The following is a 14,945-nucleotide window of genomic DNA, read 5'->3' on the forward strand; positions in this document are numbered from 1 at the left end:
TCGTAGGAAGCCGCGGCCCGGCCACCGTGCGGCGCCTTTCCTCCCGGCTCGGCGCCGCTCGCGCCGTCCATCCCGCTGCCGCGGCGATCCCGAGGCGGGCGTTCCCCCCCCGACACATGATCCCGGGGCAGGTATATGACATAAAGATCGACGCCAGCCAGCTCATGCGCTGAGGACCTACACCGACCAGATCAAGAGCTGAGCGACCACGGGCCGGCGTCCGCCTGCTCCGGACGCCCGGAACTCGCCTACCGGCCCTGCTGTGCAGGCGAGTCCCATCGCACCCGCTGCGCAGCGGGTGCGATGGGACCATTGAGCGTCCAGGACCGGTCGTGGGGGAGCGGGCCCAGGTCGAGGAACGCGGCCGTCTCGACGTCGGGACGACCGCGCCGCCCGCCCGCTCGCGCTTCAAGCCCAGACCGGCGAGCCAGGTGTGTCCCGCCCGGAGAGCAGGCTGTCGAAGCGGCCGTAGTCGAGGGCGAACCGGTCGAAGGACCGCAAATCAGGCGGCGGCATCATATCCCTCCCTGTGGGACGCGTCAGCCGCGAGACGACAGCACTCTAGCGATCATGTGCCGGGCGAGATGCGGTGACCAAGGATGGTCGTCCTGAGCGAGGCTGTCTCATCTCCGCTGAGACGGGACCCGCGGAAGGTGAAGCCAGGCTGGAGTCTCGCTCAGTCACCGGCGACGCTCGTTCGCCTGTTCACGGAGGGCGTCAGCGTGAGCAGCCCGGGGGACTGCGGCGGCTTCGGCTTACTTGACATAATGTTCATTATCGAGCAATGCGGAGAGGGTTTCCGGGGCACCGTCGAGGCCGTACGATCACGGCATGGTGGGACCAACCGAGATGGTCGTCTTCTTCGTACTCGCCGCCATCGTGCTGGTGATCGTCGCCGTGGTCGCGGCGCGCGCAGGAGCCCGGCCCAGCGCGCGGCTCGCATGGCGGACGCCGGGGCTCATGCCGCCAATCTCGTACGACCTCCAGGAACGCGTCCGCGAGCTGTGCGCCGATGGCAAGAAGATCCACGCGGTAAAGGCGGTCAGAGACGGAACCGGGCTCAGCCTCAAGGAAGCCAAGGACGTCGTTGACGCCCTGGACGCCGGACGGCCCGTCCCCGGCGTCGAGCCGTCCACCCCGCGCGGCGACCTCGCCTCGCGGGTGCGCGAGCTGAAGGCCGCCGGCCGCACCGAACAGGCGATCTTCCTTGTACGCGGCGAGACCGGCATGGGACAGGACGAAGCCGAGACGTTCACCAACGCCCTCTGACCTGCCTCGACGCCCCGCTCCGCCCCTTCCACGGCCGGACGACCTCTCGGATCCGCATGATGCAGGACGAAGCCTGACCAGCGCGAAGAGGTGGCTACCGCCCGCCGCGCGTAACGGCCGACGGCGACCACCTCCGAGCCGCGCCAGGCGGCTTACTTCCATGTGATTCACCCGGTCAGGCGCGCATACGACACCCGACCAGGAGAATCACGAACTCCGCGCGGTGACGGCACTCTCGAGCATCGACCGGTGGCGCAGCATCCACGCCGCCGACCGGGCCCGCCAGGCCATCGACCACAACGGAGCCGGATCATCGGACTCGGGCGTCACCCACCCCTTGACCGCCTCGGCCGCGCAGTCCCGGATGGCGTACTCCACCATCCGGGACACGAAACCGTCCCGTTCGGCGGCGGGAAGCCCGTAGCCGTCCAGGAAGTTCCGCAACTGCGCGGCCCGCGCCGACGCGCCGAGCAGATGGTGCCGCTCGGCAACGTCGTCGTCGTGCAGTTGTGCGTTCCACCACGCGGTGGCGGCGATCTCGTCGAGCCGGTCGGTCGGCCCGGCGGACGTCCAGTCGATGAAGGCGACCGGCAGACCGTCGCGCGCCACGGTGTGCCACGGCCCCGCGTCCCTGTGGCTGATGATCGCCTCAGGGGCCGAGCTGTGGAACGGCCACCACTGCCAGACCGCGTCCGGCGGTGGCCGGAAACTCGCGGTGGCGTCGTGGAGTTCGCGTAGCAGGCGGCCGACCCGCCAGATCCCCTCATCGGTCCAGGCGCGCGGGTGGACGAACTCGCCGTCGATGTACGTGACGACGTCGCGTCCCTGATCGTCGTAGCCGTCGCCGACGAGGCGAGGGCTGCCGGTGAAGCCGACATTCTCCAGGTGTCGTAGTAGGGCGTGGACGGTCTCCGTCCAGGGCCCGGCCGGGCGCAGCACCGTGTCGCGATGCCGGATCACCGGTGTGGGATTGCCCTTGGCCCCACGCAGAGGCTCGAAGGGTGATTGCGAAGACACTCAGACTCCTCGTGATCAAAATCATGACGCCATGGGACATGGACGCCATGCGGGCAAGAAGGCAGGGACATCCCTGCGGTCATGCGGATCACTTCGACGCGAGGAGCCGCGCTTCACGGGCGACTCGTCAACGCCCGGAGAAGGGCCCCAAGACCGGGGCCGGACGCGTCATGCGTCAGAGAGCGACAGGCTCCCGCGTCGAAGCGTGAGTCTCGCCGGAAACCATGATCGTCATGCTCGACCTCCAAAGAGCCGGGGTTGCCGTGAACACTGTCATGGCGACTTCCGGCTCGCAACACGTTTTCTCGCGCAGGGCGACGGCCGACGCCGTTTCCGGCTCACGCCTCGCGCTCCAATGTCAGGAAAAATCCCACTAAGTCCCATACCGGACAGAAGGTGAATTCTGTCCGGTATGGGATGAATTATCCAGCTTTCCGCCAAGGGGGCCTGTCCTGCCTCAGCGAACTTGGCCTCCGTCTCATCAAGGTGGCCCCCGCGGGATTTCGTCTCACCAAAGTGGCTCCGCGCGGCAACATGACGGTGCCGGGAGCTTGATGTGCGGCATGTCGCCTTGGTGTGCGTGCTGCCGGGTCTGATGGGGATCAGCGCATTGCGCTCATGGCGCGTTCGATCTTCTCGCTCGGATACGGCGTCGTCCTACTGGTGCCGAACAGGTCCCAGTAGAAGTCGTTCATGATCGCCGCCACGGGTGCGTACCGGCGGATCACCGCGGCCACAGCCGGTGGAGCACCGGCGAGGTCCGCGCCGTCCGCGCACGCGCGAATGTACTCGTTGCGATGCGCCGGTCCCCCGTTCTGCGGCGCCCCGCATCCCTGGGCAGCCAGCAGGGCAACACTCACCTGCACTGGCACATCGCTCCCCTGCCTCCCGGCACTCCTTACGAGCAGCAGCAGTACCACGCTCTGATGACTGGGAACGGAGTGATCCCCTGGTCAGCGCGGCAGGCCCTCGATCTTGCCGCCCGTCTCCGCGCGGCCCTGGCCAGGATCGGCGAAGACAAGTGACGCCTGGCAGGCTGTTTCCCGTTGGCGTCGGGGCCATTTTGTTGAGGAATCCGTAATTCTGGGGACCACATTGCGGGGACGGCCGTCTTGACGGGCGGGGGGAATGTCAACCGACCTGCACGTCACGGATCCGGCTGCGGGGAAACTTCAGTGGGGAACTCTGTTCCTGGGGGCGCGGGCCATTCTCGTAGCCGGAAACCTGCATCTGACCAATGATTATATTTTCGGATCATGTACTCCCCCATCGAGCCCTACGACCGCGGGCGCCTGGACACCGGCGACGGCCATCTCATCTACTGGGAGGTCTGCGGCAACCCAGAGGGCAAGCCCGCGGTCGTCGTCCACGGCGGCCCCGGCTCAGGCTGCACACCAGGCCAGCGCCGTGGTTTCGACCCGGCCCGCTACCGCATCATCCTGTTCGACCAGCGCAACTGCGGGCGAAGCCTGCCCCATGCGAGCGACCCGGAAGTTGATCTGTCGGCTAACACCACACACCATCTTGTCGCCGACATGGAGCGGCTGCGCGAACATCTCCATGTCGACCGATGGCTGCTCTACGGCGGGTCGTGGGGCTCCACGCTTATGCTCGCCTATGCCGAGGCGCACCCCGAGCGGGTGTCGGAGATGGTCATCACCGGCGTCACCATGACCCGCCGCTCCGAGATCGACTGGCTCTCTCGCGGTGTCGGCCGGTTCTTTCCCGAACAATGGCAGCGCTTCCGCGCGGGGGTTCCTGAGGACCAGCGCGATGGCGATCTGCTGGCCGCCTACGCGCGTCTCATGTCCGACCCCGACCCTGCCGTGCGGGCCAAGGCGGCTCACGACTGGACGGCCTGGGAGGACGCGGTGATCTCTTTGGAGGTCAACGGCAAGCCGAACGCCTACAGTGACCGGCCGCCCGCTGATCTGCAGGCCTTTGTCAGGATCTGCGCGCACTACTTTTCGAACGCCGCCTGGCTGGAGGAGGGCGTCCTGCTGCGCAACGCGCACAAGCTGGCCGGCATCCCCGGCGTGCTCGTCCATGGGCGCTTCGACCTGGGTGGGCCGCTGGAGACCGCCTGGCAGCTGGCCCAGGCTTGGCCTGATGCGCGCCTCGTCGTTGTGGACGACTCAGGGCACACCGGCAGTGACACCATGCGCAAGGAAATCCGCGCCGCCCTGGACGGCTTCGCCGGCCCCCAGTCGTGCATTGATTGACCAGGACAGTGGGTCGTCGCCACCGGCGGCTCGGCCACCGAGGACGGCGTCACGCTGTACGTGCACGGAGGCGGGCTTCGAGCACACCCAGCCGACGCTGGAGCCCCTCATGGCCCATCGGCGCACATCGAGCGGCAGCCACTCGACACCCGCGGTCTCTCCTGGTCGGGTCAGGTAGGTCGCGGCCACCTCATGCCTGGCCGCCGAACACTGCCGAGCGAGTTCGCCGCCGAGAAAACCGCTGCCGCCGATGATTAGGAATCTCATGGCCGCTCACCAGAGTTGATCAGTAGGTCTGTCCAGGTCAACGACCGTCACCGCACTTCCCCGCCCCGGACAACGTGGTCCGGGCGTCCATGGTCAGGTGAGTCGAGGTATCCCCCGACGCCGGCCGCGTCCCGAGCAGGTTCAGCTCTTCCGAGCCTCGATGAGGAAGCGCTGCGAGTAGGCCACGAAGGGGCCGTGACGCTCGAGGAAATCGTGGAGCTCGGCCAGGCGGTCGCGGTACGCGTCGACGGTGAAGTCCGGGACGATCCAGATCACCTTGCGGAGGAAGTGGACCACCGCCGCGATGTCGTAGAACTCCATTCGGAGTGCTTCCTGACGAAGGTCGACGACCTCCAGACCCGCCGCCTCCGCGCTGAAAGTCGCCTCCATCGGGGTCGCCCCGGCTGTGGTCGCCAGCGGCCCCAAAGACGGGTGGACCGAAGCGTCCTGAGCTTCCTGCGCCCCCATCATGAACTCGGTCAGCTCGCGCACCGAGCCCGAGCCCACCTGCTGCGAGAGATACGTGCCATTCGGACGCAGCACCCGGCGGACCTCGTCCCAGCGGGTGATCACCGGATGACGGCTGACCACCAGGTCGAAGTGGTCCGACGGGAACGGCAGGTCGGCCTCGTCGTCGACCTCGACGACCGTGGCGTCGAACTTGGCCAGGTTGCGCCGGGCGATCCCGACGTTCGGCTGCCACGATTCCGTCGCCGCTAAAACCGGTGGGGCCGCCGGAACCGAGGCCAGCACCTCTCCCCCGCCGGTCTGGATGTCGAGCGCCGCCTCGGCCTTGGCTATCCGGTCCGCGAGCAGCTTCGCGTAACCCCAGGACGGACGTTCTTCAATCGCGCGGCCGGTGAACCAAGAGAAGTCCCAGCCCTTGGTGGGGACGGATTCGCCTTCAGCGACAAGGTCTTCAAATCGGGACACCGAGCGATGATGGCAGAGGCTGGAGACCCCCGCACCGCGATTACGACGCCAGGTGGCATGCCGGCGCCCCGCTCGCGATCCCCCTTCCGTCTTGACCTGATGGCCCGGAGCTCCGCGACCGTGAGCGGGCCGAGTGGCTCAACGGAGAAGACCGGCGCGCCCTCAGCCCGCTGTTTGTCTACGTCATGCTTCATCCACGGTGAAGATCATGCTGCGTACCGCGGTGAATTCCTGGAGGCATGCCGCGTCGGCGGTCGAACGCCTCAGGATCGGTCGGTGTCTCGTACAGGGCGAGAAAGCGAACAGTCATCGTGCCGCCCTCCCGTACCGGGCGAGGACGGCGGCGCCCACCCGCTCGGCCGACAGGCACTCCAGGTAGGTGGGTGACCCGCCTGCGGGGAAGAGCCGCTCGCCGGTGCCGAGGATCGTGGGGAACGTCAGCAGCCGGTATTCGTCGATCAGGTCCTCGGCCATCAGCGCGCGCACGACGCTCAGGCTTCCAGTGATGATCACGTCACGCTGCTCGCGTTTGACGACGTCGACGAGGTCGCCGTCGATGACCGTGGAGTTCGCCCACGCCGAGGTGTCGGTCACCGTACGGGAGGCGACCAGCTTCGGCATGACGGCCGGGACCGTGGTGCCGAGCTGGACGGCCACCTCGGCGGCGCTGAACTCCAATACCTCACGGAGCACGAGCACCGCCCGCTGCCGCGGAGGCAGGATCTGCATCGCCGCCACCAGCGCGAGCCGCATGTCGGCCCGCGTCCCGGTGTCGAACCGCGCGTCGGGAAACGGCTGGAGCCAGGGAACGTCGAGGGCCGGTGTGAGCGGTGCCCCGGGGTCGTGGCTGGGCGCGCCCAACCCCGACGGCAACGGCCGCCGCGCACGCCCCTCCAGCGCGGTCAAGCAGACGTTCGTGGCGATCCGATACAGCCAGGTCCGGGTGGACGCGCGCGTGTGGTCGTACCGGTCCCGGGCCTTCCAGGCCCGCAGCATCGTCTCCTGCACCAGGTCCTCGGCCTCGTGGAACGAGCCGACCATCCGGTAGCAGTACGCCACCAGCTCACCCCGGTAAGGCTCGAGATCCACGGGCCCATCATGGCGCACACGGCGTTCCGCACGCCGGGCGAGGTGGCTGCCCTCCCGGCACGCCCGCGACGACGGCGGTCGATGCCGCGAGGTGGACGCCGGCTTCTCGTGCCGCGTCAGGCGACGTTCGCCCTGTCGACCACCTCGCGGAGCCGTTGGTCGGCAGTGTCCACCCGTACCCGCTCGGCCGTGCCGAACAGTCTGGATCGCACGCGCCGGCCGGGACGGCTCCCGGTCGGCGCGCCAGGCACCCGCGATCTCGTGTCAGCTCAGATGCCGGACGAAGAACCTCAGTGAGCTGTCCACTTCACACGACGGCACATCCCCGTGCTTGCCGGGGTTGGCATGCAGCGTCTTCTGAGCCGAGGCCAGGGCGTCGAACAAGGCCAGGCTCTGGTCTCGCGGCACCATCTGGTCGTCCCACTGGACCAGGAACTGCACCGGCACGGTGATCCGCGCGGCGTCTTCGGCCAGCCCGTGCACGCCGAGCAGGCCCAGCATCGCGGCGCGGATCCGGGGCTCCGCGGCGATGAGCGGGATGCCGAGCCCGCAGCCCATCGACATGCCGCAGTAGCCCACCGGACCGACACCGACCTGGTCGAGGCGCTGGACCGCGGTCAGGACCGCCTGCCAGTCCGCGACGGCCTGACCGGCCAGATAGCTGTGCACGCCGGCGACCAGCGCGCTCGGATTCTCACCGGCGGCCATGCCGGCCCGCATCTCGGCCGCGATCCGGCCGAACTCCTCGTCCCTGGGGCGGTCGCCGTGGTTGGGCGCGTCGATCGCGACGACAGCGAAACCCTCGGCAGCGTAGCGACGCGCGCGGGACACGACGCCGGGGGCCGTCTTGTGCTGCCCGCCGCCGTGGCCCAGCAGAATCAGGGGACGAGTACCGCGGGCGTCTTCCGGCGTCCACAGCACGCCGGGGATCTCGTCGAGGGTGAAGAACTGCTCGGTGACGCCGTTCGACGACGTCTGGGAGGTGAAGCGCATCAGCGTTTCAAGCCTTTCGGGATGCCTTGCGCGGGCGCTCCCTAGGCCATGCAAAGGAGGGAGCCCCGACCTGTCGCAGTGTTGATCGGTCTCACCTCCTTGAATTCGCAGTGGTGCACGGCGACGCCGAAGGTATCACAAAGATCATCACTCGCGGTTCGTCGGGGCGAACGTTGCCTGACGCGGCATCGTGGCGAAGGCGCTGGAGCCGCCGCACTGGACGGGCCGCGAAGCTCGCCGGTTCCGCCAGAGCCGCATCGGCCTGTAGATGGTCACCGGGCCGCTCACGACCGCGACCGATCCCGGTCCAGATAGGCGTTGAACTCGGCGAGCAGGGCGGCCATCGCCACGGCGAACCCGCGCCGGTGATCGTCGACCGTCAGCGAATCGGCCGTTCCGCGTCGATCACCGCTCGGTCCTGGCGTAGGCGGTATCGGCGCTCCACCGCGCCGCGTACGCGCCGCTCGTCGGCGACCTCGAGGATGCCTCCGGCGGCGAGCGGGTGGCGGGCACGCCCGGGTTCACCATGTCGGACGAGTACGTTCCGCACGCGGTGGCCGCCGTCCGCCTGCTCCAAGCTCAGCCGGCGGTGGATCCGGGGCGGGTCTTCGTTGTCGGTCACAGCATGGGAGGCAAGGTGGCGCACCACGTCGACGCGGCCGACGTCGCCGAGTGGTCGGCTTCGCGGGGCGGCCCGGCGGCGGGGGCGGCCCCGGGTGCCCGTAGGCTCGAGGCATCCCCTCCCCTGCCGCGTGTGTGAAAGGTGATGCCCCCATGCCCTCCGCGTTCCGCCTGTTCCGTGCCGTCGCGATCGCCGAGGCGTTCTCCTGGGCGGGCCTGCTCGTCGGCATGTTCTTCAAGTACGTGGTGGTCGGCAACGAGATCGGCGTGCGGATCTTCGGGCCGATCCACGGCGTGCTGTTCGTGCTCTACGCGCTCGCCGTGCTGTCCGCCGCGCGTTCGGGGCAGTGGAGCCGCGGCACCGTGGTGCTCGGGCTGGCGTGCGCGGTGCCGCCGTTCGTCACGGTGTGGTTCGAGCGGCGGATGACCCGGCGCCTGGAGCCGGCCGCCCCGCTGGCGGCCGCCCACGCGGAATCGGCCTGACCGCGCCGCCACCTCTTCAGGTCGAGCGGACGAACACCGCGATGGTCGCCCCAGGTTCGGTCAGGCGCTGCCAGCCGAGCCGTTCGTAGAACTTGATCGCGTCATGCGCCGTCAGCAGCCAGCAATCGGGCGCGCCCTCGCAGAGAAGGTCGAGAATGCGGCCCGCCAGTCCTTGTCCGCGGGCGTGCGGGCTGACCGCGAGCTCGTCCACCTCCAACGCCCCCACCAGCCGCTTCACCGCTTGCTCGCCGACCTCCGCACGCACCCGGTCGTAGGCGCGACCTGCGGGGAAGGGGTCTTGCGTCGGCCATGCCGTGCCGAATCCTGCGGGGTTGCCGTCGTGCGCGGCAAGCACCGCTGTGAATCCCGGGCGATGTGCGTCCGTGACCAGCCGGTTGGCGAAGCCGGCCGTGCCGTGCTCGTCCTCGTACCAGGGTGGGCCGCTGAACGAGAGGCTGTAGATCTCGATGAGTTCGGCGGCGCGGACGAGCGTTTCTTCGCCGGTGAGCCGTTCAAGCTTCATGTGCTGACCTTCGCTGGTAGGGCCTGGGCGGCGGAGGGGGCCATGCGCATGGCGTTTCAGGGCCCGGTGGCTGCGCGCAGACGCGCGATGGGCAGGAGCATACTTCGAAGGTCGACCTTGCAAGCCCAGCATTCCTAATGCGGCGGGCGGCGCTGCCAGACGGCGAGGTCTGGTGCGCGGAGGTGAAGTGGGACGGGGCCCGCGCGGTGGCCTACGCCTCGACGATCGCCTTCGCCGGCAAGCCGGGAACCCCCCGTACGAGGTCCCTCCTGGGCCCAGCCTTCGATCCGAAAGCTACTGACGGGTTACTTGTCACCTCGTTCGCTGCTCGTTAACGGCACCCCAAAGTCCGTGAAACGCTTATCCACCCGCAGGTGCGCTCGCCGCTGCCGGACTGCTGAACTGCTGAACTGCTGAACTGCTGAACGAGCGCCGTACCTGGAAGAACGCCACATATGGCCAGGACCCGGGTGCGCTCATTCGGCGGTCAGAGGCTTGGCGATGTGTTCGAGCGGCTGCTGTTCCGCTCGTACGCCGAAGGCGAGTTCGGCGATGCCGCCGAGGGCCATGGCGGCGGCGCCGATGAGGAAGCCGACGGCGACGAGGGTCGTATTGCCGGTGGCGATGAATCCGCCGAACAGCAGCGGTCCGGTGATGCCGCCGATTCCGGTGCCGACGGCGTAGAACAGGGCGATCGCCAGCGCCCTCGTCTCCATCGGGAAGATCTCGCTGACGGTGAGGTAGGCCGAACTGGCCCCCGCCGATGCCACGAAGAATGTGAGGGCGACCAGAGCGACGAAGGACACGGCGGTCAGGTCGCCGTCCATGAGCAGCAGCGCGAGCACCACGGCGAGCGCGGCCGAGCCGAGGTAGGTCCCGGAGATCATCGGTACGCGTCCGACGGTGTCGAAGAGCCGTCCGAGCAGCAGCGGCCCGAGGAAGTTCCCGAACGCGAAGACCACCATGAAGTACGGCACCGCGCCGGAGGCGACGCCGAAGAAGGTGTGCAGGATCGTGCCGAGGTCGAAGGTGACGGCGTTGTAGAGGAACGCCTGCCCGATGAACAGGGCCAGCCCCAGGATCGTCCGGCGAGGGTAGCGCTTGATCGCGACCTCGGCGATCTCGCGGAAGGGTATCGCCCGGCGCTGCCGTACGGTGATGCTCCCGTAGGGTGGGGCGAGCTCGCGGCCGGTCTCCGCGCGGACGCCGGCCTCGATCGTGCCGACGATGTGGTCGGCTTCCTTCTCCCGGCCGTGGATGAACAGCCAGCGGGGGCTTTCGGGCACGTGCCGCCGTACGACCATGATGCCGATGCCGAGCATGCCGCCGAGGCCGAAGGCGAGCCGCCAGCCGATGTCGGTGGGTAACAGGCTGGACAGCAGCACCAGGGCGGCGGCGCTGCCGAGCGCCGATCCGGCCCAGAAGCTGCCGTTGATGGTGAGGTCGACCTGGCCGCGGTTGCGTGCCGGGATGAGCTCGTCGATGGCCGAGTTGATCGCGGCGTACTCTCCTCCGATGCCCATGCCGGTGAGGAAGCGGAACAGGAACAGGTACCAGGGGGCGAAGGAGAAGGCGGTGGCGACGGTCGCGACGACGTACAGCGCGAGCGTGATCATGAAGAGTTTCTTGCGTCCGTAGCGGTCGGTGAGCTGTCCGAAGACCAGGGCGCCGACGCAGGCTCCGGCCACGTAGACGGCGGCGGCGGTGCCGATGTCGGCGGCGGTCAGGTCGATGCCGCTGCCCGGTTCTGTCATGCGGGGTGCGATGGTGCCGACGATGGTCACCTCGATGCCGTCGAGGATCCAGACGGTTCCCAGGCCGATGACGATCCGCCAGTGGAAGCGCGACCAGGGCAGCCGGTCCAGGCGGGCGGGGATGCCGGTGCGGACGACCTTGAGCTGCTCGGCTCCCATCGGCACCGCTCCCCTGCTCAGCCCGTGCTCTTTCCGTGGCCGTGGCCGTGTCCTCCCGGCGTTCGGCGGGTGCCGGAAGGCGTATCTCTCAGCCTCTTCGCCGGGCCGGGCGGGCGCATCCCTCGATCGGGTAGTCGTACGGGCGGCCGCGCGGATGTCGGTGGGGCCGGATACGGTGTGGATCATGCTTCCGGCTCGGTTGAACCGCCTCACCGTGGAGGAGGCCGCGGATCGCTATGTGGAGCTGGTCCGGGCCAAGACGTCGACGGGGGCGTTGTCCCCCGCCACCGCCGAGTTGTACGCGCGGGATGTCGCCACGTTCGTACGGCTGGCGGGGCCGGAGCGGGTGCTGGACGATCTCACGGGCGAGGACGTGGACGCCGTGCTGCTGGCGTTCGCCCGCAAGCCGGACGAGCGCCGCCGCGCGGCGGAGTCCCCGGGCGCGGCGGGCACCAGGAACACGGGGGGCACGGGGGGCACGGGGGCGGGGACACAGAGCGCGGCGTCGCAGGGGCGGTTCCGTCGGTCGGTGTCGGCGCTGTTCAAGCATGCGGCGCTGGCGGGGTGGGTGCAGCTCAATCCGATGGCGGCCGCGTCGGTCACGGCGCGGGAGCGTGGTGGTCTGCGGGCCGAGCGGCGGGCGCTGACGAAGGAGCAGGCCGAGGGGCTGATCGGGGCGGCCCGGTCGCCGGCCGAGGAGCCGGCCCGGCGCAGGGATCAGCGGACCGATGCCCGTGACGCGTTGATCGTGTTGCTGTTGGCGACGGTGGGGCCGCGGGTGTCGGAGCTGGTGCGGGCCGACGTCGAGGATTTCTACACCAATGACGGTGTGCGCTACTGGCGGATCTTCGGCAAGGGTGGCAGGACGCGGGACGTGCCGCTTCCCCGTGACGTCGCCGAGGCGTTCGACGCCTACCTCGCGGTGCGGGCGGCGAGTCAGGAGAAGGCGCTGCTGCTGTCGTGGCGGGGCAGGCGGCTGGCTCGGGGGGACGTGCAGGGGGTGATCGACCGGGTGCAGCGGCGGGTGGAGCCGGGGCGACGGCGGAGCGTGACGCCGCACGGGCTGCGGCACACGACGGCGACGCACCTGCTCGCCGACGGGACGGACATGGACGCGGTACGGCGGGTGCTGGGGCACAGTGACCTGTCGACGCTCGGTCGGTATCGCGACGAGCTTCCGGGCGAGCTGGAGGTGGCGATGCGGGCGCATCCGCTGCTGCGCGGCCCTCGCGGCGGGGCGGATGGAGCGCATGGGGCGAAGCTCGGCGGGACGGGTGAGTCTGCGGATGGGTCTGCGGATGGGTCGGCGCCCGTCGCTGACCGCCGGAGCCGGGAGGTCGGAGATCGCAGCCGGGACGAGGACGGCTGAGCGGTGAGTCAGCCGGCGGTGGCGTTCCGTTGGACGAACATGGCCATGACTGGACGACACCGGACGGATCTCGCGAGGATGTAGCGCATGACCGTGTTCTCCGCACTCGCGTCGTTCGCCGTCGTCGCCGGGCTGATGACGATCGTGCCCGGCTTGGACACCGCCCTGGTCCTCCGGTCGGCGATCACGGGCGGGCGGCGGCAGGCGTTCGCGACCGCGCTGGGCGTCAACACGGGCGTGCTGGTGTGGGGTGCGGGCGCGGCGGTGGGAGTGTCGGCCCTGCTGACCGCGTCGCAGACGGCGTACACGGTGCTGCGGCTGGCCGGGGCCGCCTATCTCGTCTGGTTCGGTGCGACCATGGTGTTGCGCACGCTGCGCGGCCGGGCCGCGACTTCCAATGCGGTGACCACGAATTCGGTGACCACGACGACCGATGAGGCCGGGCGCACCGAGGCCGCCGGTGGAGCCGTCGCTCCTGGGACCTCGCCGGAGACGGGGCCGGAGACAGGGCTCGTGACAGGGCCGGGCGGAGCGTGGGCGCGCGGCCTGGTGACGAATCTGCTCAACCCCAAGGTCGGCGTGTTCTATGTGGCGATGCTGCCGCAGTTCATCCCGGCGGACGCGCCGCATCTGCTGACGGGGCTGCTGCTGGCGCTGGTGCACAACGTCGAGGGGATGGCGTGGTTCACCCTGCTGATCTTCGGAACGCATCTGGCGCGTGCGTGGCTGTCGGGAGCGCGGGTCCATCGGGTCATCGACCGGGTCACCGGCGCCGTTCTGGTCGGGTTCGGCCTGCGCCTGGCTTTGTCCGGGAACCAGGTGTGACCGACCACGGACGTCGGCGCCGCCGCTTCCCCCGAACCTCACCCGAACCTCACCCGAGGTGAGGTCCGGGGTCCTCAGGATCGGCGGGCGAGGTCAGCGGGTGAAGAACTCCGCCAGCACGGGTGCCAGGACCTCCGGGGCCACGTCGTGCGTCTGGCCGTTCAGAGTCCGCCGCCGCGCGTTCGGGAGGATGTCGGCGAGCGCCTGTACGGCGTTGCGCGCCCATGCCGGGCTGGCCCCGCCGTCGATGACGATCGTGGGCGTGGTGACGGAGGCCCACTTCTTGAGCGTCGACGGGTCGCCGCTCATCGTGTCGCCCATGACGGCCGCGTCGTAGGGCAGCGTGTGCGCGACGGCTTCGAAGACCAGCCAGATCGGGCTCTCGCGCATGGGGGTCACGTACTCGGCGGGCATGTCCACGGCCGCGGCCAGGAAGAGTTCGACCGCGTCTCCCCTGCGCCCTTCGGCCACGAGCCCGGCGAGCGTGCCCTGGTAGCCAGATGAAACGGCGCCATCGCGCGCTCATAGATAACGACCGCCGAGCTGACGTCCGGCGTGAACTTCTTCGCCAGTTCGACGGCCTGGGCCGACTCGGCGTTCTGCTGAACTTGTCGCTGAACATGCCGCCGACGACCACCAGACCGATCCAGAACACGAGGACGGCCCATTTCATTTGGCTCTCCGGTCGGACGGAAGTGCTGATACTCGCATGGGAACTCCGCTGAAAGGCTCAGGCAAGGGGGATGCCGACTGCCTGAAGAAGGTCGACGTTCATATGCCGCAGCGTGCCGATCCGTCCTGTCAGGCTCAGCACAGATCCCTGTTGGATCGCCCCTCAGCCCTGCTTGCTGTAGAGGCGGAGCGTGATCGGGGCGCACACGAGGGTGATGACGGCGGTCGCGGTGAGGGACCAGGCGACCGCGCCGCCGGCGCCGCCGGTGTCGTTCATCAGGTCCCGGGCCGCGGTCGCGACGTGGCTGAGCGGGTTGACGTCGACGAAGGCCTGGAGCCAGCCGGGCATGGTGCTGGGCTGGACGAAGATGTTGCTGGCGAACGAGAGCGGCATCAGCACGGCGTTGGCGATGCTGATGACGACGGCCGGGTCGTGGATGACCAGGGCGACCGCGGCCCACAGCAGGGACAGCGAGAGCCCGAAGGCGACGCCCAGGGCGACCGCGGCGAGCACGCCCAGCGCGCCGCCGTCGGGGCGGTAGCCCATGATCAGGCCGAGGACCACCACGATGGCGGAGGCGAACAGGTAGCGGGCGGCATCGCTGAGCAGGCCGCCGAGCACGAAGGCGACGCCCAGGGCGACCGCGGCGAGCACGCCCAGCGCGCCGCCGTCGGGGCGGTAGCCCATGATCAGGCCGAGGACCACCACGATGGCGGAGGCGAACAGGTAGCGGGCGGCATCGCTGAGC

16 protein-coding genes are annotated in these 14,945 nt (G+C 69.3%); 6 read left to right on the forward strand and 10 right to left on the reverse strand.

Annotated features, from left to right (window positions below):
* Positions 1 to 831 precede the first annotated feature (831 nt).
* On the forward strand, positions 832 to 1,269 hold the full coding sequence (locus tag QSK17_RS20290) for a ribosomal protein L7/L12 (protein WP_285706507.1): 438 nt from the start codon (positions 832 to 834) through the stop codon (positions 1,267 to 1,269).
* Positions 1,270 to 1,476: 207 nt separating this feature from the next.
* Here QSK17_RS20290 and QSK17_RS20295 read toward each other — a convergent pair whose 3' ends face one another.
* Together QSK17_RS20295 and QSK17_RS20300 are read right to left on the reverse strand one after the other, a co-directional pair.
* Positions 1,477 to 2,286, reverse strand: a complete 810-nt coding sequence (locus QSK17_RS20295) for an aminoglycoside phosphotransferase/kinase family protein (RefSeq protein ID WP_285706508.1) — start codon at positions 2,284 to 2,286, stop codon at positions 1,477 to 1,479.
* A gap of 602 nt (positions 2,287 to 2,888) precedes the next feature.
* A complete protein-coding gene (locus tag QSK17_RS20300) occupies positions 2,889 to 3,158 on the reverse strand; it encodes a hypothetical protein (RefSeq protein WP_285706509.1) in 270 nt (89 codons plus the stop codon).
* A gap of 384 nt (positions 3,159 to 3,542) precedes the next feature.
* Here QSK17_RS20300 and pip point away from each other — a divergent pair, with 384 nt between their 5' ends.
* Complete coding sequence (pip, locus tag QSK17_RS20305) at positions 3,543 to 4,508, forward strand: prolyl aminopeptidase (RefSeq protein ID WP_285706510.1); 966 nt, start codon at positions 3,543 to 3,545, stop codon at positions 4,506 to 4,508.
* A gap of 408 nt (positions 4,509 to 4,916) precedes the next feature.
* Here pip and QSK17_RS20310 read toward each other — a convergent pair whose 3' ends face one another.
* The 4 genes from QSK17_RS20310 to QSK17_RS20325 form a co-directional block, all read right to left on the reverse strand.
* The gene (locus QSK17_RS20310) at positions 4,917 to 5,708 is read right to left on the reverse strand and encodes a class I SAM-dependent methyltransferase (protein WP_285706511.1); all 792 of its coding nucleotides are present in this window, start codon (positions 5,706 to 5,708) and stop codon (positions 4,917 to 4,919) included.
* Between the two features lie 306 nt (positions 5,709 to 6,014).
* Positions 6,015 to 6,749 (reverse strand): sigma-70 family RNA polymerase sigma factor, encoded by a 735-nt coding sequence (locus tag QSK17_RS20315; protein WP_502889249.1) that lies wholly within the window; start codon positions 6,747 to 6,749, stop codon positions 6,015 to 6,017.
* Between the two features lie 312 nt (positions 6,750 to 7,061).
* Positions 7,062 to 7,790, reverse strand: a complete 729-nt coding sequence (locus QSK17_RS20320; protein WP_285706513.1) for a dienelactone hydrolase family protein — start codon at positions 7,788 to 7,790, stop codon at positions 7,062 to 7,064.
* 379 nt (positions 7,791 to 8,169) lie between these two features.
* On the reverse strand, positions 8,170 to 8,412 hold the full coding sequence (locus tag QSK17_RS20325; RefSeq protein ID WP_285706568.1) for a hypothetical protein: 243 nt from the start codon (positions 8,410 to 8,412) through the stop codon (positions 8,170 to 8,172).
* Here QSK17_RS20325 and QSK17_RS20330 point away from each other — a divergent pair.
* Entirely contained in the window at positions 8,317 to 8,550 is a 234-nt protein-coding gene (locus QSK17_RS20330; protein WP_285706567.1) for an alpha/beta hydrolase family protein, read from the forward strand. The genes QSK17_RS20325 and QSK17_RS20330 overlap by 96 nt on opposite strands.
* A 14-nt stretch (positions 8,551 to 8,564) precedes the next feature.
* Positions 8,565 to 8,894, forward strand: a complete 330-nt coding sequence (locus QSK17_RS20335; protein ID WP_285706514.1) for a DUF3817 domain-containing protein — start codon at positions 8,565 to 8,567, stop codon at positions 8,892 to 8,894.
* Positions 8,895 to 8,910: 16 nt separating this feature from the next.
* On the opposite strand, the gene QSK17_RS20340 is transcribed toward QSK17_RS20335, so the two are convergent.
* Both QSK17_RS20340 and QSK17_RS20345 read right to left on the reverse strand, forming a co-directional pair.
* Positions 8,911 to 9,417: a GNAT family N-acetyltransferase gene (locus tag QSK17_RS20340; RefSeq protein WP_285706515.1), complete on the reverse strand. Its 507-nt coding sequence runs from the start codon at positions 9,415 to 9,417 to the stop codon at positions 8,911 to 8,913.
* Between the two features lie 476 nt (positions 9,418 to 9,893).
* Positions 9,894 to 11,330 carry an MFS transporter gene (locus tag QSK17_RS20345; RefSeq protein ID WP_285706516.1) on the reverse strand — a complete coding sequence of 479 codons (1,437 nt, stop codon included), beginning with the start codon at positions 11,328 to 11,330 and terminating at the stop codon, positions 9,894 to 9,896.
* 184 nt (positions 11,331 to 11,514) lie between these two features.
* Here QSK17_RS20345 and QSK17_RS20350 point away from each other — a divergent pair, with 184 nt between their 5' ends.
* On the forward strand, positions 11,515 to 12,699 hold the full coding sequence (locus tag QSK17_RS20350; protein WP_285706517.1) for a tyrosine-type recombinase/integrase: 1,185 nt from the start codon (positions 11,515 to 11,517) through the stop codon (positions 12,697 to 12,699).
* Positions 12,700 to 12,786: 87 nt separating this feature from the next.
* Complete coding sequence (locus QSK17_RS20355) at positions 12,787 to 13,524, forward strand: LysE family translocator (protein ID WP_285706518.1); 738 nt, start codon at positions 12,787 to 12,789, stop codon at positions 13,522 to 13,524.
* A 93-nt stretch (positions 13,525 to 13,617) separates the two neighbouring features.
* Here QSK17_RS20355 and QSK17_RS20360 read toward each other — a convergent pair whose 3' ends face one another.
* Positions 13,618 to 13,995, reverse strand: a complete 378-nt coding sequence (locus QSK17_RS20360; RefSeq protein WP_285706520.1) for an alpha/beta fold hydrolase — start codon at positions 13,993 to 13,995, stop codon at positions 13,618 to 13,620.
* Positions 13,996 to 14,359: 364 nt separating this feature from the next.
* On the reverse strand, positions 14,360 to 14,945 hold a 586-nt coding region (locus QSK17_RS20365), incomplete at its 5' end, for an ABC transporter permease (RefSeq protein ID WP_285706521.1).

This window comes from Microtetraspora sp. NBRC 16547 (assembly GCF_030268965.1).
In the GTDB taxonomy this organism is placed as follows: domain Bacteria; phylum Actinomycetota; class Actinomycetes; order Streptosporangiales; family Streptosporangiaceae; genus Microtetraspora.